Annotated in this window: 20 protein-coding genes and 5 tRNA genes; 10 read left to right on the forward strand and 15 right to left on the reverse strand. The window is 49.7% G+C overall.

Features of this window, described 5'->3' with window-relative positions:
• Positions 1–116: 116 nt before the first annotated feature.
• A complete protein-coding gene (catA, locus tag ACFOLF_RS10270; RefSeq protein ID WP_210038327.1) occupies positions 117–773 on the forward strand; it encodes a type A chloramphenicol O-acetyltransferase in 657 nt (218 codons plus the stop codon).
• Between the two features lie 118 nt (positions 774–891).
• Here catA and ACFOLF_RS10275 read toward each other — a convergent pair whose 3' ends face one another.
• The 6 genes from ACFOLF_RS10275 to ACFOLF_RS10300 all read right to left on the reverse strand — a co-directional run bounded on the left by ACFOLF_RS10275 (position 892) and on the right by ACFOLF_RS10300 (position 8,717).
• Complete coding sequence (locus ACFOLF_RS10275; RefSeq protein WP_210038326.1) at positions 892–1,950, reverse strand: Gfo/Idh/MocA family protein; 1,059 nt, start codon at positions 1,948–1,950, stop codon at positions 892–894.
• On the reverse strand, positions 1,947–2,771 hold the full coding sequence (locus ACFOLF_RS10280; RefSeq protein WP_210038325.1) for a sugar phosphate isomerase/epimerase family protein: 825 nt from the start codon (positions 2,769–2,771) through the stop codon (positions 1,947–1,949). Before ACFOLF_RS10280 ends, ACFOLF_RS10275 begins: the two co-directional genes overlap by 4 nt.
• Positions 2,772–2,815: 44 nt before the next feature.
• Entirely contained in the window at positions 2,816–4,345 is a 1,530-nt protein-coding gene (locus ACFOLF_RS10285) for an extracellular solute-binding protein (protein WP_379113940.1), read from the reverse strand.
• 34 nt (positions 4,346–4,379) lie between these two features.
• Complete coding sequence (locus ACFOLF_RS10290; protein WP_210038324.1) at positions 4,380–5,258, reverse strand: carbohydrate ABC transporter permease; 879 nt, start codon at positions 5,256–5,258, stop codon at positions 4,380–4,382.
• A gap of 12 nt (positions 5,259–5,270) precedes the next feature.
• Entirely contained in the window at positions 5,271–6,236 is a 966-nt protein-coding gene (locus tag ACFOLF_RS10295) for an ABC transporter permease (RefSeq protein WP_210038323.1), read from the reverse strand.
• Between the two features lie 171 nt (positions 6,237–6,407).
• Entirely contained in the window at positions 6,408–8,717 is a 2,310-nt protein-coding gene (locus ACFOLF_RS10300; protein ID WP_210038322.1) for an AraC family transcriptional regulator, read from the reverse strand.
• 325 nt (positions 8,718–9,042) lie between these two features.
• Between ACFOLF_RS10300 and ACFOLF_RS10305 the strand changes: the two genes are divergently transcribed.
• From ACFOLF_RS10305 to ACFOLF_RS10335, 7 genes are all read left to right on the forward strand, one after another.
• Complete coding sequence (locus ACFOLF_RS10305; protein WP_210038321.1) at positions 9,043–11,247, forward strand: helix-turn-helix domain-containing protein; 2,205 nt, start codon at positions 9,043–9,045, stop codon at positions 11,245–11,247.
• Between the two features lie 47 nt (positions 11,248–11,294).
• Positions 11,295–12,968 carry an extracellular solute-binding protein gene (locus ACFOLF_RS10310; protein ID WP_210038320.1) on the forward strand — a complete coding sequence of 558 codons (1,674 nt, stop codon included), beginning with the start codon at positions 11,295–11,297 and terminating at the stop codon, positions 12,966–12,968.
• A gap of 402 nt (positions 12,969–13,370) precedes the next feature.
• Complete coding sequence (locus ACFOLF_RS10315; RefSeq protein WP_210038319.1) at positions 13,371–14,342, forward strand: ABC transporter permease; 972 nt, start codon at positions 13,371–13,373, stop codon at positions 14,340–14,342.
• Between the two features lie 20 nt (positions 14,343–14,362).
• On the forward strand, positions 14,363–15,262 hold the full coding sequence (locus ACFOLF_RS10320) for a carbohydrate ABC transporter permease (protein WP_210038318.1): 900 nt from the start codon (positions 14,363–14,365) through the stop codon (positions 15,260–15,262).
• A gap of 167 nt (positions 15,263–15,429) precedes the next feature.
• A complete protein-coding gene (locus ACFOLF_RS10325) occupies positions 15,430–17,094 on the forward strand; it encodes an extracellular solute-binding protein (RefSeq protein WP_210038317.1) in 1,665 nt (554 codons plus the stop codon).
• Positions 17,095–17,294: 200 nt separating this feature from the next.
• A complete protein-coding gene (locus ACFOLF_RS10330; RefSeq protein WP_210038316.1) occupies positions 17,295–17,411 on the forward strand; it encodes a YjcZ family sporulation protein in 117 nt (38 codons plus the stop codon).
• Positions 17,412–18,024: 613 nt separating this feature from the next.
• Positions 18,025–19,515: a Calx-beta domain-containing protein gene (locus ACFOLF_RS10335; protein ID WP_210038315.1), complete on the forward strand. Its 1,491-nt coding sequence runs from the start codon at positions 18,025–18,027 to the stop codon at positions 19,513–19,515.
• 373 nt (positions 19,516–19,888) lie between these two features.
• On the opposite strand, the gene ACFOLF_RS10340 is transcribed toward ACFOLF_RS10335, so the two are convergent.
• From ACFOLF_RS10340 to ACFOLF_RS10365, 6 genes are all read right to left on the reverse strand, one after another.
• Positions 19,889–19,973 (reverse strand) — tRNA-Leu (locus ACFOLF_RS10340).
• A 36-nt stretch (positions 19,974–20,009) separates the two neighbouring features.
• A tRNA-Lys gene (locus ACFOLF_RS10345) sits at positions 20,010–20,085 on the reverse strand.
• Between the two features lie 3 nt (positions 20,086–20,088).
• A tRNA-Glu gene (locus ACFOLF_RS10350) sits at positions 20,089–20,163 on the reverse strand.
• A 171-nt stretch (positions 20,164–20,334) separates the two neighbouring features.
• Positions 20,335–20,425, reverse strand: a tRNA-Ser gene (locus tag ACFOLF_RS10355).
• Positions 20,426–20,435: 10 nt separating this feature from the next.
• A tRNA-Asn gene (locus ACFOLF_RS10360) sits at positions 20,436–20,511 on the reverse strand.
• 29 nt (positions 20,512–20,540) lie between these two features.
• Entirely contained in the window at positions 20,541–21,020 is a 480-nt protein-coding gene (locus tag ACFOLF_RS10365) for a SprT family protein (protein ID WP_210038314.1), read from the reverse strand.
• A gap of 114 nt (positions 21,021–21,134) precedes the next feature.
• Between ACFOLF_RS10365 and ACFOLF_RS10370 the strand changes: the two genes are divergently transcribed.
• Together ACFOLF_RS10370 and cmpA are read left to right on the forward strand one after the other, a co-directional pair.
• Entirely contained in the window at positions 21,135–21,488 is a 354-nt protein-coding gene (locus ACFOLF_RS10370; RefSeq protein ID WP_210038313.1) for a hydrolase/acyltransferase, read from the forward strand.
• A gap of 105 nt (positions 21,489–21,593) precedes the next feature.
• Entirely contained in the window at positions 21,594–21,743 is a 150-nt protein-coding gene (gene cmpA / locus ACFOLF_RS10375) for a cortex morphogenetic protein CmpA (protein WP_210038312.1), read from the forward strand.
• 164 nt (positions 21,744–21,907) lie between these two features.
• Here cmpA and ACFOLF_RS10380 read toward each other — a convergent pair whose 3' ends face one another.
• The 3 genes from ACFOLF_RS10380 to ACFOLF_RS10390 form a co-directional block, all read right to left on the reverse strand.
• Positions 21,908–24,112: a Tex family protein gene (locus ACFOLF_RS10380; protein WP_379114091.1), complete on the reverse strand. Its 2,205-nt coding sequence runs from the start codon at positions 24,110–24,112 to the stop codon at positions 21,908–21,910.
• A gap of 111 nt (positions 24,113–24,223) precedes the next feature.
• Entirely contained in the window at positions 24,224–24,853 is a 630-nt protein-coding gene (locus tag ACFOLF_RS10385) for an MBL fold metallo-hydrolase (protein WP_210038548.1), read from the reverse strand.
• A gap of 1 nt (position 24,854) precedes the next feature.
• Entirely contained in the window at positions 24,855–25,421 is a 567-nt protein-coding gene (locus ACFOLF_RS10390; RefSeq protein ID WP_210038310.1) for a thioredoxin family protein, read from the reverse strand.
• Positions 25,422–25,554 lie beyond the last annotated feature (133 nt).

Genomic DNA, 25,554 nt, shown 5'->3' on the forward strand with positions numbered 1-25,554 from the left:
AACAGCGTCTAAAAGCAGCAGCAAAAAAATATACCGGGAATGTGATAAGGATATGGTTAAAGCAGTCAAGTAAACCTCCTAAAAGAAAAATATAAAAATTTTAGGAGGTTATAAAAATGATTTTCAATCCGATCGACCTTGATACTTGGAGTAGAAAACCCTATTTTGATCATTATGTAAACAATGTCAGATGTACCTACAGCATGACGGCCAACATTGATATTACCCGGCCGTTGGAAGCCACCAAGAAAAAGGGGATTAAGCTGTACCCGGCTTTAATTCATATGATAACTACAGTGGTAAACCGTCACCGTGAATTTCGCACATGTCTTGATTCCCGGAACAGGTTAGGTTACTGGGACAGCATGTCTCCCAGCTTTACCATTTTCCATGATGATGATAAGACTTTTTCATCCGTCTGGACCCCCTACTGCGAAGATTATAAAGAGTTTTACCGCCGCTATCTGGATGATATGGAAAAGTACGGAAGTGTTAAGCAGTTTGCCGCTAAAACGAACGAGCCGCCAAACACCTTCCCTGTTTCCAGCATTCCTTGGGTCAGCTTCACAGGCTTTAACCTGAACGTCTATACCGAAGGGACCTATTTCCTGCCCATCTTTACAATGGGAAAATATTTTAAGCAAGATGAAAAAATACTTCTGCCCTTATCGGTGCAGCTGCACCACGCCGTATGCGACGGCTATCATGCCGGCCTGATGTTTAATGAGCTGCAATCACGGGCAGATACCTGCAAGGAATGGCTGCCAAACTAATAATTAAGCAGCAGGGGGCGTCCCCGGCTGCCTTCAGATTCCAAAGAGAAAGACTATTGATCCATTCAATAGTCTTTCTTTTGTTAACTTTATGAGGTTTTACGGCGGATGTATTCGTTTACGGGTTTTGACGATGGCACTCTTCCATAACGGCAATTTGCCGGCGCACCTGCTGCGGCGTCACCTCCAGCGCTTTTCCGTGAATGATCGTATCATAGAGCATGCTGTAGAAGCTTTGAGCCATGGTATGGAACAGATCCTTTTTCTGCTCCTCGGGAATATCCCAGCTTTCTTCATACCAGTTCAGCTGCTCGCGGCAGTAGGCTGGCTCGTTTTTGTCATTGACCAATGGCGTCTCCACCAGAGTCAGCTCTCCGGCCTCCTCCTGCTTGAAATATTTCCAATCCAGATGGCTGGTGCTTCCTTTGATGCCGCCTCTGGTTCCCTGCACGTTATAGGTAAAGCTCGGATAGGCGCAGCAGGAGGAAATCTCCACATCAATGACGGGATGACCCTGGCCATGCAAAATCAGCTTCACGAAGTCTTCGGCATCTCCAGCCGTGTTCGCGCGGTCCATGATGGAAGTAATATTCGGCATGGACTCGCCGCCAAAGAACTGGAGAGCCTGATCCACCGGATGCGGCCCGGTATTCAGGAGATTGCCGCCGTTATTGGCCCGCAAGGTCTGCCAATCCCATCTTCTGGCGAAATTATTATAGGCGATGCTGACCTGAACCACTCTGCCGATGCTCCCGGAAGCGATAATTTCCTCGATTCTATTAAAAGCCGGCGCATACCGCGACTGCTGATATACCGTAAGCAATTTCCCCGTTCGCCCGGCAGTCTCGATCAAAATGTCCACCTCGGCTGCCGTCCGGGCCAGCGGCTTCTCGCAGAGCACGTTGAACCCGTGCTCCAAAATCTCCTTGGAGATGGAGAAATGGTAGTTGCTGGGGGAAGCATTGATGATCAAATCAAGATCGGTTCTCTTAAACAGATCGCGATAATCGCTGTACACGTCGACATTCAGCTCACGCCTGGCTCTCTCCAGCCGTTCCTCCAACGTATCGGATACCGCAACAATTTCGAATTTATCCTTTAATTGGCTTAAAGAATGGGCATGTATATCCCGGCCGCTGCGTCCCTGGCCGATTATGGCTACTCGGACTCTGCTCATACGGTCACCTCCGATGCTAATTTACGCATGTATTGAACATATTGCGGAAAAGCGATTTCCGGATTTTCCAATTCCGGATGCCATTTTTTCTCCCACTCCAAGGTGAAATAGCCCTGGTAGCCTTCCCGGACCAACAACTTATAGATCTCTTTCAGCGGAATATCCCCTTCTCCGGTTAAACAATACTGGAAGCCGTCCGGGCTGCCTTCTGCCGTACGCGAGTCTTTGACATGCGTATAGTCGATCCATTTGCCCAAGGCGTTCCAGCTATCCTCAGGCTGTTCCCCTACCATCCGGTACGGATGGTGCACATCCCACAGCACGCCCACAGCCTTCTGATCCACCTGCTCCATGACCTTCCTCATATCCATGCAGGAGATCCAGTCATCATGCGTCTCTATCAGAATTTTGACACCATGCTCCCTGGCGACAGCCGCCATAGCGCTTACATGCCCTACGACCTTCTGAACTGCGGTATCCCGGTCGGCACCGCTGATCTTGCCGCCGAAGACACGAATATACCGTGTGCCGAAAAGGCTGCAAAGCTTCGAGAATTCGGTAATCTCCTGCATATTCTTCTCAAAGTTCTCATCCGGGAATAAATGCACAGAGCTGGAGAAGCAGGATACGCGAAGCCCGGCCTCGGTGATTTGGCTCAAGGTCTGGTGGACCTTCTCCGAAAATTCCGGAAGCTTATAGATATCCATTTCGCCCGTTAACCCTCTAAAGTCAATCGCATCAAAGCCGTATTCGACGGCCTTGGCAATAATTTTGTCCAGGGGCCAGTCAGGGCATCCTAAAGTGGTGAAGGATAATTTCATGCCGTTTCACTCCAATGTAATAAGGATGGGTCAATCCAAATCCTCTAGCCGTTTTTCTTCTTGTAGGATTCGTTCATTTCCTGAATGATCTGATTAAAATTGGCGTCCGCCTTTAACTGCTCGACAAACTTGTCGTAGCTCTCCGGGGTTTCCTTGCCGACGATCATTTTGACCTTCATATCAATGATTTTCTTCTGGTACTCGGGCCAATATTTGATCCAGGTATCGGAATCAACGCCGATGGAAGGATCGAGAACCGCATACTTCGTCCGTTCATCGATGATTTTGGCGTGGCGGTCGTAATCCTCTTTGGGAATGCCGGCCTTGAAGGCTTTCTGGTATTTGTCGAATTTCAGGAAAATCTGTCCCATCGCCTGCTGGGAGACGTTGTCTGTCTTGGCTTGCTCCGTTGGGACTTTGAAGCCGTCCTGCTCGGTAAAATGGACATCCTTGAAGCCGTAATTCGCCAAATCGGAGCCTTCATCCGATGCGCCGAAGTCCATGAACTCCATGATTTTCTTCACCTTCGCCTCAGACACCTTTTTGGGAATCATGAACATGCCGAAAGAGCCCGGGTCGGTAACCGTTGTTCCGTTCAGGGATACAAGCGGCATCACATAAGCTTCAGGGGTTTGCTTCCTGAGCTCAGCCGTCGATTCCCAGGCCTGATCCATAGGAACGGCATCCACGCCTCCTTTGCCTGCCTTCATCATATCGAGTGTCTGTGTCTGCTTCAAGATGCTAAAGTCCTCCGGGATCAGCTTCTCTGCGTACAGCTTATTCAAATACTGCAGCGCTTCTTTTTGTGCAGGCAGGAAAATGGTAGGGGTCAACTTCCCGTCCTCCAGCTTCCAATCTCCGACGGTATTCGTAAAAGCCGTCTCGATGACATTGAATTTCCCTACGCCGGTCGGGTCCGTATAACCCAGAAAACCGTAAGTATCGTCTTTCCCATTGCCGTCAGGATCCTTGGTTGCAAATGCTTTCATGACTTCGTACAGCTCATCGGTCGTAGCCGGCTCCTTGAGTCCCAGCTTATCCAGCCAATCCTTGCGGATATTCAAGCCGGTCTGGCCGTATACGGGTCTTACACGCGGAATGCCGTAGTTTCGGCCATCGCCGAATGCGAGATTCTTCCAGGTAAGCTCAGGAAATTTGGCGAGATTGGGATAACTCTTGTACATATCCGTCAAATCCCAGAAAGCCCCCTGCTGCGACATGCTTTTAACGAGCGGATACCGCTGCGGATAATCCGCAAGAATCATATCCGGCAGATCGCCTGAGGCCAAGGTTACGTTCAGCTTGTCAGCGTAGTTATTCGGCGATACCCAGGTGATTTTAAGCTTCGTGTTGGTGCGCTTCTCGATCTCCTTCACAATTACATTGTCTTCGTCCGGAGGCTCCTGCGAGAAGAATGTGGTCATAATGCTGATTTCTGTAGGCTCCTCTTTCTGGTCGCCTGTGCTTCCGCCTGTTGATCCCGGATTGGAACCGCAAGCCGCTGTAATTAACAATAATACAGATGCAAGCATGAACGGTATCGTCCTCATGGCCGATTTTCTTTTGAATATCAACGCTGCGCCCTCCTTTTCAATCGTTGTTTATATATCATTCCTTGACAGAGCCGACCATCACGCCTTTGGCGAAATGCTTCTGCAGGAATGGATATACCAGGATAATGGGTACTGTGGCAACGACGACGGCTGCCATCTTCAAGGTTTCCTTGGGCATTTCCTGTTCGGATGCGATTTGTCCGGCAAGATCGCCGCCGCTGGTCGAGGAATCGATCAGCATATTTTGCAGCAGCACCTGCAGCGGCCACTTGTCGAAGTCATTGATGTACAAAATCGCGTGAAAAAACACATTCCAATAGCTTACCGCATAAAACAGCCCGAACGCCGCCAGTGAAGGCAGCGACAGCGGGAGAATGATTTTCACCCAGATCCCCATATCGTTGCAGCCGTCGATGCTTGCCGCTTCCTCCAGGCTGGCAGGAATACTGTCATAGAAACTCTTCATCAGAAAGATATACCAGCCGCTGGTTAAGGCGGGAATGATCAAGGACCAGATGCTGTTGATCAGCCCGAGGCTTTTTACAACCAGGTACGGCGGAATAATGCCGGGATTAAACAAAATCGAGATCAAGACAAGCAGCAGCAGCACCTTTCTCCCCCGGAGCCGTCTTCGGGATAAGGAATAAGCGAAGCTTGAGGTAACCGCAAGGCTCAGCAGCGTTCCGACAATGGCGAGAAAGGCGCTGTTCCCCGCTGCCTTGATGAATGTGCCTGTGGACAGCAGATACTTGTAATTGACCAGTGTCCATTCGGACGGAAAGACGAACACGCCCGCTTTTTGAATGTACTCCGATGGCGTTGCAAAGGAGACCACAATGATATATAGAAAGGGGATAATGGTAATGACTCCCGCAAAAACAAGTATTAGCGTGACCACGAGATCAAATGAGAATCCCCGGAACGTTCTTGTCACAATCCCGCCTCCTCAATATAAGCCGTCTTCGCCGAATTTCTTGGCCAGCCAGTTGGTCGTGATGACCAGAATGAGCGCCACAACCGATTTGAACAGCCCAACGGCTGTTGTAAAGCTGAATTGGCCGTTCTTGACCCCCATGCGGAACACGTAGGTTTCAAATACATCCGATACACTGGAAACCGCGCTGCTGGTCATCAGATAAACCTGCTCGAAGCCGACATCCATCACCTGCCCCAGCCGCAGAATCAATAAGGTAATGACAACATTTTTGATAGCCGGCAGGGTTACATGCCACATTTGGCGCAGCCGGTTGGCGCCGTCCATTTTAGCCGCTTCGTAAAGAGCCGGGTCCGTGCCGGCAATGGCCGCCAGAAAGATAACGGTTCCCCATCCGGCTTCCTTCCATATGGATTGAAGCGTAAGCATAATCCAAAAATAATTGGGATTCGTCAGGAAGTCGATTTTCTCAAAGCCCATCATGGCGACTACGTTATTGACGATTCCGCCGGTACGGGAAAACAGTAAGAAGGTCATCCCCGCGATAATTACCCATGAGAAAAAGTGGGGTAGATAGACAACACTTTGAATCGTCGATTTAAATTTTCTGCTTCGGACCTCATTTAATAGAAGAGACACAATAATCGGGACCGGGAAGAAGAAAACGAGATTGAGCAGGCTGATCATCATCGTATTCCGAAACAGATTCCAGAATTCGCTGCCCAGGAAGAAACGTTCAAAATTCTCAAACCCTACCCATTTGCTGTGCAAGAAGCCTTGATAAGGGGAGTAATCCTGGAACGCAATCAAAATCCCGCCCATGGGCACATACTTGAAAATAAGAAAATAGAGAATTCCCGGCAGAGCCAAAATGTATAAATATTTGTCTCTCAGGATGTCCTTCATCACCGGCTGAAATTTGCTTTTGTTTGGTGCCTGTCCGGCTCTCTTGTTCAATTCCGTTAACGCGTTTGGCATTCCCCACCCACCTTTCCTCTGCTCAAGTGAATTCATGCTCTGAATGTACCCGATGGCCCCATTTCTCACAATCCGACTTTTTCCCAATTCCATTAACCGGGATTGTACTTTTTCCCATTTGCCCGTTTTCAAGTCCATACAGGCATAAAAAAAGGGCTGAATGCCCAAGCATTACAGCCTCAAAACAGATTCCCGATATTCCCCTGGCGTAATCCCTTCTGATTTTTTAAATATTTTATTTAGATAGGAAGGCTGGTAGCCCACTCTGGCAGCAATCTCGGTAACCTTCAAATCCGTATTTCTTAAAAGCTGCTTCGTTTTATCCAAACGGATCCCGGTGACATAGTCAATGAAATTCTGATTGGTCACCTGCACAAAGATGGCGCTCAGCCGTTTGGGCAGAATTCCGATGCGATCGGATAGATACTCCAGGGAAATATCCTTCATATATTCCTGATCGATAATATCCTTGGCCTTGCGGATCGTCTGCTTCATTTCGATGCCCTGCTTCTCGGACAATGCGATGAGAAAGGGATGGATGACTTTATTTACGAACCACTTGTTGATTTCATCGATTTCCTTGAGCCTGAACAGCTGCTCGTAGAGATTTATGCCTTGGCTGGCGCTGGAATACACTACCCCAAGCTGCATCATCGCCCGTAACACACTGCCCAGCAGCTGAGCCATATATTGTTGAATTTGAAACGCCTTTCCCGCATTTTGCCTTAATACCAGAATAAACTCGTTCCATTTCTGAAGGGTTTCTTCCCCGGCTCTCATTTGAAGCGCGTGAATGAATTCCTTTTCGATCTGAAACGGATAATCCGGATTATCCTTCACATAGGGAATCAAATCATCTGTGCTGAGGATTTGCCCGTGCTCCCCGATATTTCGAAAATGCAGGCATTGCTTGACCTCCTCGAGCGCTGTCGGCAGATCCTTGAGCTCATGAATCGTCCTGCTTACCCCTACGGCCACATGGACACCCAATAATTTGGTAATTATGGTGATCACTTCATTCGAAAATCTGAACAATTCACTCTTGATTTGTTCCTTGGGCTTATCCTCCCCAAACCAGATGAGCTGCGCTACGGTTAAGTTATGGAGATTGACGGCCTCCATATTCTCCTTATCGCCGGAGAGCTCCTCCATAATATTGGCTGCAGCGAAGGTGACGAGCTGCTCGTCCCCTTCCACGAATCTTTTGCTTAATTCGGAAAACGGGGATAATTGGATGAGCAGGAGAGCAAATCTCTTGTTTTCCGTATTCCAGCCATGCTCCTCCATCCGCCTCCGCAGCTCATTTTCAGAAAAGAAATAAAGCTGGCCCTGAATCAGCTGCAGCAAAAAGCCTTTCTTCATACTGTACCGGTTCTCTTCCAGCAGAGATTGGAATAACCGGCTTTCCCGGGTAATATGGAGCCATTTGTTCTCTATATACTTGATTTCATCCGACCTGTCCTCCTCCTGCAGCTTGCTGCCGATACTCCCGCCGAACATTTGAACCAGCCGCTTGATGGGCCTGTACATGCGCTGCGAAGCAAACCAGGACAGCAAGGCCGCAATCACAACGCCCAGCAAACTCGCGCCAAGCATAAACTTTGACGTCAGGGTGATCGGTTCCATTAACTGGGACAGCGGCGTAGCAATCACATAACGCCAGCCTGTACGGGAAAGAGTCGCATTGGCAACCGAATATTCCGCCCCCTCCCACTTCACGGTGAAGGAATCGGCGTTCCTGTCTTCCTTGATCACTTTGCCTCTTATGTAATCCTTCAGATCTTGCTTGTCCGGGTCTGTTTCTGTTTCTTTACCGGATGTTATCCAATCACCATTGGGCTTGATGATGAAAGAAATTCCGTTCTCATACGGATTCATCTGCGTTATTTCTTTATCGAGCAGGCTCTTGTCCAAATAAACCAACAGCGCTCCATAAGGCCTTGTACTGACAAAGGGAAGCTTATGGACCAAGACCAGGGGAAACAATTCGCCGCCGTTTGGAGAATAGGTTTCCGTATCGCTCCAGTACATCAGATCCTCTGATTTCAATATCATGTCGTATACAGCCTTGTTCGGCTCATCTTTGAGCTTGATCGCCCCCCTGTCATTGGAAACCAGCAGCTGCTGGTTTTCCAGATACAGATCAATCCGCAAAATCATATCGTCAGAGCTTTGGGTGACCGCCAGCAAACTGTAAATATCCTGCATGACCCGAAATTCATCGATAAAATTTGTATTTCTGAGCTTTTCATCGAATATCGAATTGGCCGCACCCTTGTCCACCGTCAGCTCAAATTGAGAGAACAATTCGTCAAACCGCTTGAACACCTGGTCAAGCTGGTAGTGGTTTTTCTGGTAAACCTCCTTTTCCACTTGATTGACTCCAATAAAATAACTGCAAATTCCAATAATAGCCATGGGCACGCTGGTCATGATTAAAGCATAAATCAGGCTTTTGCGGAAATAATTGCCTCTTGACATCAAACATTCTCCTTAGCCGATGAGATTCAAATCAAATGTAAGCACTTTCAAAAATTGCTGCCATAATAGAACACAATATCCTATTTCTATACTAAAATTCGACATGAATTATTTTCTTCCTTCCGGCCGCATGATTGAAAAAAAGAGGCGCAGGTCCGCGGAACAGCTTAGCTTTGTACAAAAACAAGATAGTTTTGTGTATATTCTTTTTGGATGATAACCACTATGATCTTACTGTAAATCCTGATTTATCCACTCCATGGCCCCTGGATTTGAATGCGCTTACAATTCATTTGGTTTTCTAATCCTGTGAAGGGTGGTTCCGATGAATAAAACGTGGCTGCACAAAATGATCTGGTCCTACCTGCCGATATTTTTCATTATTTTCTCCTTTGTTTTCTTCCTGTTTTTTCAAACGCTGGTCGAGCAAAACAACAAAAATACAAGAGAATCAAGCAAGGTATTCATCCGGCAGCTGCTGCAATCCGTCGACGTGTCCCTGAAGTCGGTCGATTATATGATGATCAGAGAAATAATGAACAACAAGCTGATTGCCGATTTTTTTGACGAGAAGGATGACAGCAATGTTTTTCTGAATTACGAGGTGGTCAAAAAACTGACGGCATTGAAACAGGAAGTGCCGCTCATCGATTCCTTTTACCTGGTAAGATACAGCGATGGGCTGGTCTATAACGGGAATGTGATCAGAGACCTGGATGAATTTGAAGACGCTGCTTTTATACGGGATATGCAGAGCAGCGGGACAGCGTCCCCATGGACCGATGTCAGGACCTATCGCGAGTTTGGTTTTCAGAAAAGTAAAGAAGTCGTAAGTCTCGTTCATCAGGTTCCCCTGAGTCTCGGCTCGCAAGGACTGTTCGTCATCAACGTCAGCCTCTCTTCCCTCCAGGAAATGATAATGGATATGTACGATTCGCAAACGGCTTTCGTAAACCTGTACGGTCTGAACGGCGGACCGCTCTTTATACAGGACGATTCCGCGGGAACCAGGAAGGTACTCGCCGATATATCCTCGGAATATACCGGCTGGAAGGCGGAAAGCGGGGTAACCAACGACAAGCTGCTCAATACGGTTTCCAGCTTCTCAAGCGTTTGGCTGGTACTGAGCTTTATTGTTTTTATTGCCGGTATCCTGTGCATCATCTATGTCTCCAGGCAGAACTATAAGCCGCTCGAAGAGCTTGTCTTGCGTATCAACGACGACCTCTTTCAGGAGAAGCATTCACTTGGAAGGGTGGCCGCTAACGAATTTGCTTTCATTGAATCGGCGATTGACAATTTCTCCGAGCAATCGAAGGCTTTCAGGAAGGAATTCGAACAAGCGGCGCTGCATAGGAAGAAAACCTTCTTTACAGAGCTGATCACGGGTCAGTATGCAGGGAATGCGCATCGGGACAATCTGCCGCTGCCGTCCCACGAGCCGCTGAATGTGCTGATTATCGAGATTGACAACCCGGAGCAATCCTTCTTTCGGTTTCAAGCCCGCGATCAGTCCCTGTTCAAATTTGTGCTCAGCAGCGTGACGCATGAAATGTTCAGCCCACATGCCTCCAGCATATGGCTGGAATGGACCTCCTCGTTGCAGTTGACCGGCATTGTCTTCCTCCATGAACCGAATACCGGAATGGAGGATATTTGTCAGAGCATTGTCGCATGGGTCCATAAAAATCTTAAATTTACCGTTACGCTTGGAATGGGTGAACAGGCCGAGTCGCTGGAGGATACCGCAGAAGCGTACAAGGAAGCCTTGGAAGCATTGAAATTCAAAGCCGTTTTGGGCAGTAACCGGATCATCCTCCACCAGGAAGCGCAAAATGCCACGATAAAGAAAAGCAATAAGCATCTTAAAGCGATTCACAGTCTGGTTCAGACCTTCCGTTGCAATGAGGAGGGTTGGCGCGACAGCTTCCGGCACTGGTTCGACGGAATCCGGACATGCCGCTTGTCCAAGAACGAGATCATTGAGCTTGGCCGCTACTTTATTGCCCATATGGATCTTCAAATCTCTTCCGTTTCCAACGATCATTATGAGATTTGGACAAACTCCTCCCTGCTGCCCGCAAGGCAAATAATCGGGGACTTTGATACGCTTGATGAGCTTCAGCAGACCCTGTACCGGATTCTGGAGGAATTCGCGGAACGACTGGCTGCGCTTCGCGGAGGGCGTCAATACCATCATCTGATGAGACAGGTAAGGAAATACATCGAAGAGCATTATACCAATCCGGAGCTGTCGCTTGATTTTTTGAGTGACCGGTTCTCCATTAACGCCAAATATTTGAGCCAGCTGTTCAAAGAGGAGTTCGGGGAAAATTTTCTCGATTTCCTGGCCGATGTCAGAATACGGCACGCCAAACGATGGCTGCTGGAACAATCCGGTTCCATCCAGAACGTTGGAGAGCGCGTCGGTTACGCTAATGCGGCCACCTTCAGGAGGGCGTTCCGGAGAGTCGAGGGCATCTCGCCCGTCGATTACCGCAAGCGCAACACGAATGAACAAACCGGTTGAGCAGCCCGGTCAAGGTATAGAGTCTAATTCAAGGAGGGGGACCATCATTGAAATCGAAAATGACAGGGATTGCCGTTATGCTCCTGATTGGCTGTGCGCTTATCTGGGCTGCCGGGTCCACGTACCGGTCAAGCCCCGCTGTAGACAGCAAAGAAGAATCCGATACCGAGATACGGCCGGCAGACCAGTTCCCCATAGCGGACAACCAGATCCTGCTTCCCGTATATGCGGCACCGCCCGTGGAAGTCGAGGATCTCAACACCAACACCTTTACAAAATACCTGGAAGAGAAATTGAATATCAAATTTGAATTTGTTACCGCCGGCGCCTCCGCCAAAAAAGAAAGAGGACAAATGCTTCTTGCCAGCGGGGACTATCCGGCTGTCATGCTGGGCGGCGATTTCACGCCGGATGAACAAATCAAATACGGCATGTCAGGCGTCTTAAGGCCGCTGGATGACTTAATCGACCGTTACGGAAGCAATATCAAGCGGATATTCGCCGAGCATCCTGAGCACCGCAAAGCGGTCACGGCCCCCGATGGACATATTTACTCCCTTGCTTCGATCAACGAATGCTTTCATTGCTGGTATGCCCAGAAGCTCTGGGTGAATTCGACCTGGCTGCAAAAGCTGAATCTGAAGCCTCCCCAAACAACGGAAGAGTTTTACCGGATGCTCAAAGCCTTTAAAACGCAGGATCCAAACGGCAACGGCAAGCAGGATGAAGTCCCCTTATCCGGAGCAATCGGCTCCTATCATGCCAAAATAACCGGATTTCTGATGAGCGCGTTTATCTATAACACGGATGACAATTATTTTTATGTGAAAGACGGCAAAGTGGGGATGGCTGCAGTGCAGCCGGAGTGGAAGGACGGTCTTGCCTATATTCACCGGCTCTACAGGGAAGGGCTGGTGGATCCGTCCTCCTTCACCCAGACTCTTGACGGGATAATCCAGCTGGCAAGCCACCAAGGCGATAACATACTCGGCAGCGCCACATTGGGTCATATCCGGATGGCATTCAGCGGACTCGATAATGCAAGAAACCAGGAGTATGACACCATTCCTCCGTTAATCGGTCCGGACGGTTACCAGGCGGCCGGGTATTTCAATATGGGGGATAACGGCCAGTTTGCGATTACGGACAAAGCAACCGAGACACAGGCGGCAGCGGCCATCCGGCTGGCAGACTATTTGTATTCCGAAGAGGCGGCCATTCTCAATGAATTCGGGCCGGAGAGAGTGTGGTGGCGGAAGGGTCTGCCGGGAGAGGTCGACGAGCATGGAAGACCCGCCAGATTCAGGTTAAACCCTGAATACTGGGAGCATTTGACCCAAAATGACGGCTGGAGCCAGATGGGCATCCTGTACCGCAACAGGGATCTTCGCGAATCGTGGGCGGTGCCCGGGGATCTGTACTCCAAGGAAGGCTACGAGCACCGCCTGTACGCGGAAACGGCAAAAAACTATTTCGGCAAAGAGCCGGATGAAGTTTTTCCGGCCAATATTTATGTGCAGCCGGAAGATGCATTCGAGGCGGTTCGCCTGCGGGTGCAAATCAACGATTATATTGAATCCAACATGGTGCAGTTTATAACCGGCACGAAGGATCTGGACCAGGAATGGGATGCCTACTGTGACGGGTTTACCGGACTCAAGCTTGAGCGGTATTTGACGATTTACCAAAATGCCTATAGCAAGTACAAGAACGGCCAATAGGAAGATAGGGCCACCCCCTCCTTTGGCGGTGCAGCAGCTTCTTGAAATTGGAAATATATGTTAATTATAGAGCATATTTTTAAAAAAAGTTCGTTCAATCCCGGCTTCCGGCTTCAACCGAAATCGGGATTTTTTGTCCTGCATAGATCTCGTGCGGGCTGAGCTGAGGCAGTTGCAGCTGGCGAGCTTGACTCTCGTATATATCGTGGGTTCCCTGTGCGAGACTGCGGAATTATGCGCGCCGGCAGAAAATCGCGCGCCCGCCTTTGTTCACGATTAGTAAGCGGTTGCAGAATTTCGTCCGTTCGTTGAATACTGGCCGTTGACCATGCCGGAACAGCTCCCTTATCGTTAACACCAATCCGTCACCGATCACTATGGAAAAGGAGTGAGGTTACTAACATGCAGTCAACAGGAGCGCTGGAAGCAAAAAAATTGGACTCATCGGGAAGCGGCAGACGGCTTCTATGGAAAAACTCATCAAGAAAGGTCAAGCGGCATTGGCAGCTGTATCTGCTGGTGCTTCTGCCGCTGGCGTACATCGTTATATTCAAATATATTCCGATGTACGGCGCGCAGATTGCTTTTCGCGACTTTAGTCCGGTCAAGGGATTTTCGGGGAGCGACTGGGTGGGACTCCAAAATTTCTCCGATTTCTTCAACTCGCCGAATTTTTGGCTGCTCATCAAGAATACGCTGGTCATCAGCTTGTACTCGCTTGTCATCGGATTTCCGGCGCCGATCATTCTGGCGCTCGCCTTGAATGAGATTCGAAATGCGAGATTCAAGAAAACGGTGCAGATGGTAACGTTCGCCCCCTACTTTATTTCTACCGTCGTCATGGTCTCGATGATTATCCTCTTCCTGTCACCGCGGCTCGGATTTATTGATTCCATCGTGCAGCTGCTGGGAATCGAATCGATTAATTTCATGGGTGTGCCCAAGTATTTCAGCAGCATCTTCGTCTGGTCCAATGTCTGGCAGGGCATCGGCTACGGAGCAGTCATTTATCTTGCCGCGCTTGCCGGCGTCAATTCGGAATTATACGAAGCAGCCAAGGTCGACGGAGCTTCCCGGTTCCAGAGGGTAATTCATATCGATCTGCCAGGCATCATGCCTGCCGCCATCATCCTGCTTATTCTCAATGTCGGGCAGATCATGAATGTCGGTTTCGAGAAGATTTATTTGATGCAGAACCCGCTGAATACCGGCACCTCTGAGGTCATCTCCACTTATGTGTACAAAATCGGACTGATCGGGGCGAACTTCAGCTTCTCCGCAGCTGTTGATTTGTTTAACTCGGTCATCAATCTTATCCTGCTGCTAACGGTGAACTTTGTCGCCAGACGCATATCGGACAGCAGTCTATGGTAACGGAGAGGAGAATTTCGGCTATGAACAAATCTGCAGCTATCAAGGAATCGGCAGGCGACAAAATATTTCTGTTCATCGTTTATGCTTTTCTGTTATTCATTCTTATCATCGTGCTTTATCCGCTCATCTATATTCTAAGCTCTTCCTTCAGCTCGCCGCAGGCCGTCATCAGCGGACGGGTCTGGCTGCTCCCGGTAGAACCGAGCCTTGCAGGGTACAAGGCGATCTTTTCCAACCCGCAGGTGCTGACAGGCTATGCCAATTCGCTCTTTTATACGTTCTTCGGCGTGCTGATCAATGTAACCATGACCGTGATGCTGGCTTATCCGCTGTCCAAGAGCACCTTCTTCGGGCGCAGTCCGATCATGGTCATTCTGGTCATAACCATGATGTTCAGCGGCGGATTGATTCCTTATTACCTGACCGTCAAAATGGTGGGGATTCTGGACACCAGATGGGCCATGCTGCTTCCCGGCGCTCTGGCCGTGTGGCAGGTCATTATCGCCCGCACCTTCTTCCAGTCGACCATTCCCAAAGAGCTCGGAGAGGCTGCCGAACTGGACGGCGCAAGCGATCTGGGCTTTCTGTGGCGGATTGTACTGCCGTTGTCCAAGCCGATTCTGGCTGTGCTGGTTCTGATGTATGCGGTAGGGCATTGGAACGCTTATTTCGATGCGCTGATCTTCCTGAAATCGCAGAACCTGTTTCCCTTGCAGATCATCCTGCGCAACATCCTCATCCTGAATTCGATTGACGCGAGCATGATGGTGGACGCGAACCAAATGGCCGCTATGCAGGGCTTGCGGGATCTATTGAAATTCTCGCTCATTGTTGTCGCCACGCTGCCCATACTGATTCTCTATCCGTTCGTGCAAAAATATTTCGTCCAGGGCATAATGATCGGCTCGCTGAAAGGCTGATCGAAACCGGAAGTGTTCCATAATAATTTCGATTTTCCGGGAGGTGATGCCGTCTTTGATTGGAAGACTGTGCTTCGTCAAACGAAGCATAGGCTTCCAAAGCCAGTTTTGCTGCGGAGTTAAGACAAGGAAGCTATGCTTCACAAAACCTTTAAGGAGGAGTCTGCTTGAGAAAAAAAACAGGTTCGGTCGTGTTAGCTCTGACTCTCGTCATTTTCATGCTTTTATCCGCCTGCAGCGGCGGGAATGATGCCGGGGACAATAACGGAGCCGGCACGGGAACGAATTCACCGGCTCAGGATGGAAACAGCGAACCCCCCGTTACGTTGAATACCTTTATTACAGTCCCGCCCCGTATCGAAGACGTCAGTACAAACACCGTGACGACCTTTATTGAGGATAAGCTGAACATCAAATTCAAGTTCGATGCCACTCCTCAGGCGAATGCAAAAGATAAGAAGAAATTGATTATGGCCAGCGGCGATTATCCGGCCGTTTTTCTCTCCGGCGATTTCACGCAAGCCGAGCAGATCGACTACGGCAAGCAGGGCATCCTGATGCCCCTGAACGATTTGATTGAGAAATACGGAAATGAGATCAAGAAGGCGTTCGAGGAGGATGCGGACTTGAAGGCAGCCATCACAGCCCCGGATGGAAACATCTACGCCCTGCCTCATATTAACGACTGCTTCCACTGCTGGTATGCCCAAAAATTATGGATCAACAAGAGTTGGCTCGACAAACTGAGTCTTGAAATGCCAACGACGACCGATGAATATTTCGAGGTATTAAAGGCCTTCAAGGAAAAGGATCCGAACGGCAACGGTAAGCAGGACGAAATACCGTTATCCGGTTCGTTTAATTCCTGGCATGGCATTCCATCCAACTTCCTGATGAACTCTTTCATCTATGATAATGATGAGGATTTCTTCTTCATCAAGGACGGCAAGGTCCAATTAGCCGCGAATCAGCCGGAATGGCGGCAGGGACTGGAGTATGTGAATAAACTATTCAGCGAGGGTTTGATCGATAAGGAAGCTTTCACGCAAAATATCGACCAGATGGCGCAGGTAGGCAACAAACAAGGCGACAACGTGAGCGGCAGCGTCACGGCCGGACATATCGGCATGTATTTCAGCCTGGCAGAAGGACAAGACCGTCATAAAGAATATGTATCCGTCCCTCCTCTGAAGGGGCCGGGCGGCATCGCTTATGCCGGATATTACAAGGCATACGGCAACGGCCAGTTCGCCATTACGAACAAGGCTTCGGAGAAGGAGGCCATTGCAGCCATCAAACTGGCGGATTACCTGTACTCCGAAGAGCATGCGATTACCAATGAATACGGATTGGAAGGAACGTACTGGGAGGCAGCCAAGGAAGGCCAGAAGGATGTGCACGGCAACCAGGCCAAGTACAGCCTTAAGCCGGAATACTGGAATATCGGGACGACACTGAACGATATATGGGATCAAATGGGCATCACCCGAAGGACGCGTGAAATCCGTGAATCATGGGCCATCCCGGAAGATCCGTTCTCCCAGGTAGGCTATGAGTATCGCCTGTATCTCGAGACGGCGAACAACTACGAGAACAAGCAGCCGGAGGAAACGTTTCCGCTGACCATCTTCATGGAGTCCGACGATGCGAAGGAAGCGATTCAGCAGCGCACGCAAATCAATGATTACGTGCGCTCGAATATGGCTCAATTCATAACGGGCGCCAGAAAATTGAACGATTCCGAATGGGACAGCTACGTGAAGGGCTTTGACGGCCTGAATCTGACCCGTTATCTTGAAATCTATCAGCATGCATATGACAGCAAGAAATAACGGGATTGCCTGTGTGCAGAAAGAAGCAGGGGTAGCTGATATCAGCCTCCTGCTTCTTCGCTTTTTAAACACCATTAATCCAGATCATGTATCGGACCAATCATCATTAGGCCAATACCATTCCGTAACAAACACACAATCGCCGTAGGGCAGGCATGCATAACTTACAGAGTACCCAAAACACAAGGAGGTGCTTCAGAATGTCTGGTTTAGTTGGCGGTGTTGGCTATGGCGGATTTGGCGCAGGAATTGGATTCATACTCGTGCTCTTTATTTTGCTGGTCATTATCACCCGCGGTTGCGGATTCGGCTACTAATTAAAGCTTCGGAACGTTAACCTCCGATCACGTTCCTGACTAGCAAATAATCCCGGAATAGGCCCGCAATGCGGGCCTTTTTTCCATTTTCTCTCGTCATCCAATTAGCATGTTTAATGTAGCAGCAACTTCCTTGCCTGTCACATACAAGATGACCTTGTCGCCCGCCCGTACCTATTGGAGAGTGATAGCATATAAGCACGAGGGATTTGAAAGACTCGATTGGGTGCGGCTCGGCAGAAGCTTCCAATCAGGCTGTCAGGGAAAAACAATCGTTTAATGAACTGTACTCTAATGTGATCAAGAAAACCGGCTTCCCTTGTAGAAGGTCCGTTTTTTTCCATGCAACGAATCGCTTAGCATACGTTCTTTTCGTGAGGTCCGGCCTTTCTAGGTACATCTTCACTACTACAAAATGATACGAGTCAGATAGTCACATAGTCTAAACTGCCCTTGACAGTACTAGGTAATATCTGTAAGTTCTATTAAGATACAAAGTGTATCAAATAATTGTCGGAGGAGGACGGTGAATGGAAACAAATGATTTACATGCTGTCTAAAAGGCTTATTTTTTTACATAGGGTAGTTAAATAATAACGAGGGAGAGATTGAAATGGGAGCTGTACTGTTCATCGAAACACGGAGGAGAAAAATAGCCTTTCTGTTAGTTCTCTTACTCACTGCTGCATATATTGTACCAATTTCTCAGAGTACCATTCATGCCGAAGGTCAGAGCACAATATCGTTTGAAACCAACTATATTGCCGTTAAGGAGTCGGACGCCAAGGTTAACTTGAAGATAGTCCGAACGAACGGATTCGGTACGGCTAGAGCGTTCTATTATGCGAACGGAGGCGGAAAATGGTTGTCGTTTGCCCCAGGAGAGACATCGAAGACGATCACGTTTCCGTTTCAAGACGACTCCGCTGCCCAAGGAAATCGCATGCTAAAGGTTTATTTCGCGACCAACTATATCGAAGGAGCCTCATTCGGAAAGTTTACCAGTGTGGATGTGGAAGTGCTGGATGATGATGGAATACCGTATGGTCCCGGGAAGCTGACATTTGAAAGGATTTTAGCAGGCGAGCTTACGTTGCAAGAATCTGCAGGTTATGCCAGCCTAATCGTCCAGCGCAAGGGAGGAACGCGAGGAAAAGTGACCGTTAATTATAAAACGTCAGGTTATGGGACGCATAGCGCCCAGACAAATGTTGATTATAAACCCGTAAGTGGCACATTTGTATTTGAGGATGGAGAGTCATGGAAGAGAATTGACATACCAATTATCGACAATGACCGATATGATGGCGATAGACTTTTTGTTTTGACACTGAGCGGGCTGACGGGCGGCGCAGCCTTTGGATCCAGTCAACTTACAATATCGATACAGAACGACGATCCGAAAACGAACGGGATTTCTTTTGCCACCAACACGCTAGAATTTAATGAGGATGATGGCTATGCTTTTGTGGACGTCCTGCGGGATCACCCCAAAGGTGGCGTAATAGTCAAATATATCTTTCGTAGCGAAAGTACAGGAATTATTTACGGAGATACAAAATTTGTGGGGGATGAAACAAAAAAAACAATTCGGGTTCCGATTACCGATGATCAAATTCCTAAAAGAGATGAAACCATTTACGCCGATTTCCCATCTTATGACGCCATTGATAGTCATGAATTCGCCTATATCTCTTCCCCCGACGCTGTATCGATCCATATCAACGACAACGATTCCGTTCACTTTGAGTTTAAATCCACAATGAACTATGCCATCGAAGAGTCCGGGATCGCAATGGTCTCCGTTATCCGCAGCGGTTCCGTCAAAGGTCGGATCAGCGTCAATTATACCACCGCTCCCGTTTCCGCAACGGATGGAAGCAGCCCAGGTTCCGGCAGCGATTATATTAAAACAAGGGGACAGTTGATTTTTGGTGACGGAGAAACGGTGAAAAATATTCAAGTTCCGCTCGTGGACGACTCACTTGTTGAGTATAACGAGAAGTTCCGGCTCTATTTTGAACCTGACTGGTTAAACGAGAATAGAACGGCAGGTACGTTCACCGAAGTCGTCATATTTGATAAAGATCGAAATGAGTCTTAATTGCCCTAACGCATACTATACCTTAATACTGGAAGGGCTGCCGCTTGGGCAGCCCTTCATTGAGCTAACGCGCACGATAGCAATACCTATAACCATGAACATTATGCAACATTCCTGTATCGTTTCCTCAATAAATATGATGATTTCACGATACACCAGATTTATAATCCTCAATTAGACGCCACACTTAATCTCTTGCTTGATGGAGAATCACGAATCACTATCTGTTACGAGAATGAGAAATACCAAATTAGACTGTAATGAAATGCCACTGCACTTCGAAGAACAGGTACCGCCATATAAACAAACTTCACACAATAGACAAAAAAAATAAAAACCCCTTATGTATCAAGGGATTCAAGGATTTTAAGGTTGGTGCGGTCGGCGGGATTTGAACCCGCACGCCTTGTGAGCGCCACCCCCTCAAGATGGTGTGTCTGCCGTTCCACCACGACCGCGGAGTGATATGCAATTGTGTAACATATCAGATAAAATGGTGAGCCATGAAGGACTCGAACCTTCGACACCCTGATTAAAAGTCAGGTGCTCTACCAACTGAGCTAATGGCTCGAATGGTGACCCGTAGGGGAATCGAACCCCTGTTACCTCCGTGAAAGGGAGGTGTCTTAACCGCTTGACCAACGGGCCATAAAATGTTGCTCAGATGTACCTCTTTCAGACGACAAGAGTTAGTATAACCAATTTCAATTCCGCTTGCAAGTACTTTTTTTAAAGAATTTACAACTGACTTTCAGCCGATTTCGCCTTGAGGCAAACAAAAAGGACCGGCTTACGGCCCATGCTTGTCTTCATAAAATATGGCGGAGAGAGAGGGATTCGAACCCTCGCACCACTTGCGCAGTCTAACCCCTTAGCAGAGGGTCCCCTTGAGCCACTTGGGTATCTCTCCAGAAAAGAAATGGCTCCCCGAACAGGACTCGAACCTGTGACAACTCGATTAACAGTCGAGTGCTCTACCAACTGAGCTATCAGGGAAAGTGTTTTTGGTGACAAGAAATAATGTATCATGATTCAATTTTGAAGTCAAGCATAAAAATTAATAAATTCCCCCTGCATTTTCCACAGGCATATTTCCGGGGGTCCACTTTCCTTTTCCGCAAATATTCCATGCCGCAGCTGCGGCAGATCAGCTTGTACCGGTACGGCTCCACCCGCTTGTCCGCACGGCTGGGAAGCGACTTGCAGTATCGGGTCCCCCCAACCTTCACCAGCAGCTGCTTGAAGTCGGCGTCCCGGTGCTTGTACCCCCGCTTCAGCAAATGCAGATGATAGTGGCACAGTTCATGCTTGATTATTTTCTCCGTCTCTTCCGTCCCGTAGTTCTCCAATTGATGCGGACTGATTTCGATATGGTGGGTTTTGGTGAAGTACCTCCCGCCGGTCGATGTCAGACGCGGATTGAACGTTGCCTTGTGCCGGAACGGAAGCTGAAAATACTGGAGGGAGATTTTCTCGACCCATGCTTGAAGTATATGATCTTCCATCACTCTCTTCTCCTTCAACATTTATTGCATATTCATACTTGAATTTTAAAGGACGAATACGCTACACTGTCAAGTAGTATTCACCTGCTGCATTCGAGGGGAGAGCATAATTCAATGGCACAGATGCGTTATATTATAATGAAAAATGGACAAGATGTCTCGTTTGTGGAAATGCCGCAATCGCATGCCTACCAGCTCAGCGCGCTAAATCTGCGCCTGCACAAGGAAATCGACAAGCTGACCGCCAGCAATGTTCCCGCCTTGCCGCTGGCAATTGCCGAGTGCGATGAATTGGAGCTTCACGATCAATCGCTCGCCGTGCATTCCGGCCTGGACTATATAAATGCTTTGGAGAGCGATTTTTCCTCCATCCAGGAAAAGTCCTACCCCCTGATCTCCCTCCTCACGGAAATACGCGCTCTGCAGGCACAGCTGGAGCAGTGGTATGAGGAGGAAGCTGACGTCTAACCTCCCGTATTCATGCAGTTTGGATTGGACCTGCACGGATAATCGCCTACCCCCATATGCTAGTTACTACAACAAGTGACGGCTCTGGAAGGAGGGCGAATGACTGTGCCGCAATGGTTATGCAACCAATTGATGCGTGCTTTCGTGAAGAAGGACAGACGGCAGATCCGTCTGCTTAACGATTGCTGGTATTTCTACCGGACCAAGCAGCAGCCGGATGACAATACGGCAAACGATATGGCGACAGATGTATAGCATTATTGTGAAGAAAGCGGCCGGGTATATGCAAGCAGCAGCCATGCTCTAGAACAGGATGAAACAGCTTTCGTAGCCACTGTTATCCATGAAAAAAGGGTGTTATCTTCCGGCAGTGACTCGTGACTGCTTGAAGATAACACCCTTTCTATTGCCGCCTTGAGCTAGTCCGGCTTGCGCATGGTCAGGCTTACGCGGCCTTTTTTCTGATCAACACCGATGACCCACACGGTGACCGTATCGCCGACGGATACGACATCCATGGGATGCTTCACGAATTTGTGGCTAAGCTGCGAAATATGGACGAGCCCGTCGTTCTTGATCCCGATATCGACGAAGGCTCCAAAGTCGATAACATTCCGAACGGTTCCGTGCAGTTCCATTCCCGGATGCAAATCCTCGATGCTCAGAACGTCAGTATGGAAAATCGGAGCGGGAAGCTCTTCCCTGGGGTCTCTTCCGGGTCTCAAGAGGCTGTCTACAATGTCTCTGAGCGTCGGAACGCCTACTCCCAGGGTTTGAGCTACCCCCTCAGTCTCAATGGCCTTTAAAGACGCTTTAAACGCGTCGGAGCCCAAATCCTCAAGCTTCAGACCAAGCGTCCGGCATAATTTGTCGACAACCGCGTACGATTCGGGATGAATCGGGGTACGGTCAAGCAGATTGGCGCTCTCGGGCACCCGGATAAAGCCGATGCACTGCTCGTAGGTTTTGGCGCCCAGCCGCGGAACGCTCTGCAGTGTCTTGCGGTCGCTGAATTTTCCTTTTTCCTCGCGGAATTTGACGATATTCTTCGCTGTAGTGGCATTGATCCCGGCCACGTAGGACAGCAGCGAAGGCGAGGCGGTGTTCACATCGACGCCGACATGGTTGACCGCGGATTCCACCACGCCCCCGAGCGTCTCCTCGAGCCGCTTCTGGCTCACATCATGCTGATACTGCCCGACTCCGATGGCCTTGGGCTCAATTTTCACAAGCTCGGCCAGCGGGTCCTGAAGACGTCTGGCAATCGACACCGCGCTGCGCTCCGCCACATCGAGATCCGGAAACTCGGAAGCAGCCAGCTTGGACGCCGAATATACGCTTGCGCCCGCTTCATTGACGATTATGTATTTCAACTCCAGTTCCTTGTCTCTGCCGGCTTCCTTGCGCTTGCCGATCAATCCCGCTATGAACTGCTCGGTCTCGCGGGAAGCCGTCCCGTTGCCGATGACGATAAGCTCGACCTTGTAGGTATCGATCAATCCCCCGATCAGCTTCTCCGCCTCCGCTACCTTGTTGTGCGGGGCGGTCGGATAGGCAACGGCCACTTCGAGCAGCTTGCCGGTCTCATCCACAACCGCAAGCTTGCAGCCTGTCCGGAAAGCAGGGTCGACGCCAAGCACGACATTTCCCCGTACAGGAGGCTGCAGCAGCAAATTGCGCAGATTGGTGGAGAAAATCTGGATCGCATGCTCCTCCGCCTTCTCCGTTAATTCGCCGCGGACTTCACGCTCGATCGATGGCGCAATCAGCCTTTTATAAGCATCCTGAATCGTTTGCAGAAGCAAACTGCCAATTGCAGGGATTGTCCCGCCGCGGATGGTTTGACGGTCGATATAATCAATAATCCTCTCCGCCGGCACGTCCAGCGACACGCGCAGCACATCCTCGCGCTCCGCCCGGTTGATGGCAAGCGTGCGATGCGGAGGAAGCCGCTTCAAGGGCTCCTGATAGGCATAATACATTTCATAAACCGTCTCCTGCGAAGTATCCTTCGCTTCCGTTCGCACTACACCGTTGTCAAAAGTGAACCTGCGCACCCATGCACGGATTTTGGCATCGTCGGCAAGCTGCTCCGCGATAATATCCATCGCTCCCTGAAGAGCCTCCTCCGGGGTCGATACGCCCTTCTCGGCATTAACATAACGCTCAGCTTCGCGGCTTGGATCCCCCTGGCGCGGCTGTGACAGCAGCCAGACGGCAAGCGGCTCGAGTCCGCGCTCCTTGGCGACGCTTGCGCGGGTCTTGCGCTTTTGCCGGTACGGCCGGTACAAATCCTCGATCTCCTGCAGCTTGACGGACGCCACAATGGCGCTCCGCAGCTCATCCGTTAACTTCCCCTGCTCGTCGATCAGCCGGATTACCTCGCGCTTGCGCACCTCAAGGTTGCGCATATACTGCAGCTTCTCCTCGATGGAGCGCAGCTCCGTCTCATCCAGCTCACCGGTCATTTCCTTGCGGTAGCGGGCAATAAAGGGAATCGTATTGCCTTCATCCAGCAAATTCACAGCCGCCTTCACCTTGCTGCCCGGCAGGCTGAGCTCTGCGGTAATCCGTTTCAGAATCCGTTCCTGCTCGGCCGCCTGCTCTTCTTTGGTCAGCTCCACCCTGGCGCCCGGCTCCTGCTCCAATTCCTGCTGACTTGCATACTGCTTTGCTTCTGCCACTTTACACTTCCTCCATCCTTTATAACAGGGCATAACCCTTACTGCGCGGCTCTAGGCCGGCACGTAAGGGTTATTTTCCATTTCATATCCGATTGTCGTCCGCTCTCCGTGACCGGGATAGACGCGCACATTCGGATCAAGCTTATACAATTTGCCGCGGATGGAATCGTACAAATCCCTCTCGCGGCCACCCGGCAGGTCTGTTCGTCCCACTGATTTGCGGAAGAGCACATCGCCGCTGATCAGATGCTCCCCGCACAGCAGGCTGACGCTTCCAGGCGAGTGTCCGGGCGTGTGCATGACCAGAAACGTATGGCTGATCAACTCCAGCTTCTGCCCCTGCGCCAGCGCGTACTCAGCCGGATCGGTGACAAGCGGCGGAGTGACATCGGACCAGCGCTCGGAGCCGTTCTTGCGGGCATCCGTCAGCCAGTCCGCTTCCAGATCATGCAGATATACCGGGCAGCCGGCTGCCTTGCGCACCGCATCGACGCCGCCCATATGGTCGAAATGCGCGTGCGTCAACACGATCGCTTCGATTGTCAGGTCCTTGATGCGCGTGAGCAGCCGCTGCGGGTTCATGCCAGGATCTATTATAATGCCGCGTTTGCCGGTCTCCTCTGTAATCAGGTAAGCGTTTGTCTGCAAGGGACCAAGCGTAAAAGTCTCAATCTTCAGCATCTTAGAAAGAAGCGAGAAGCTGGCGCAGCTCTTGTACGATTGTTTGTTGGTACCCTGTGCCTTCACCGTAGCGGCGGCCCATCTCCTGGCGGGCAAGGCTCAGATTCGCCTGATAATCAGCAGCGTCCCGGTCCGTATTCGCCTGTTTGAACGCAATCATTGCTTCCTGCACATGAGCTGGACGCGGTCCCCACTGACCAAGCACATGGCCGCCGGTATCGGCAAAAATAACAACAGGAATGGAGCGGCCGCCCATGGTCAGAAACTCATCCATCGTATCCAGATTCTGTTCCATCACGAGCACTTCGACCGGGATTCCGGAGTTCTCAAGAGCCTTGAACACAACGGGGACGTTGCGGACCACATCGCCGCACCAGTCTGCCATCAGGATCAGGCAGCGCAAATCATCACGGTTGTTCAGCGATTCAAAAAACTCCCGGTCTTCGTCGCCCGCCCATTGAAACCTGCTGCCCCAATCCAGAAAGGCCTCTTTGTTCTTCTCCATTGAATCGATGAACTGCTGCGGACTGATCCCCGTATTGAGCTTGCTTGCTACACTTTTAGCCATGATGAAAAACCTCCCAAAGAGTTTTTAGTGAACCGGCTTGAATTCACTTCTTGCGAGCTAAAAACTCACATTGAAAGCATAAGCTGAGTTTTTAGTGATACACGGCCAACACATTAATCCGCTTTCTTAACCA

Source organism: Paenibacillus sepulcri, from assembly GCF_042647105.1.
Taxonomy (GTDB): Bacteria; Bacillota; Bacilli; order Paenibacillales; family Paenibacillaceae; genus Paenibacillus_Z; species Paenibacillus_Z sepulcri.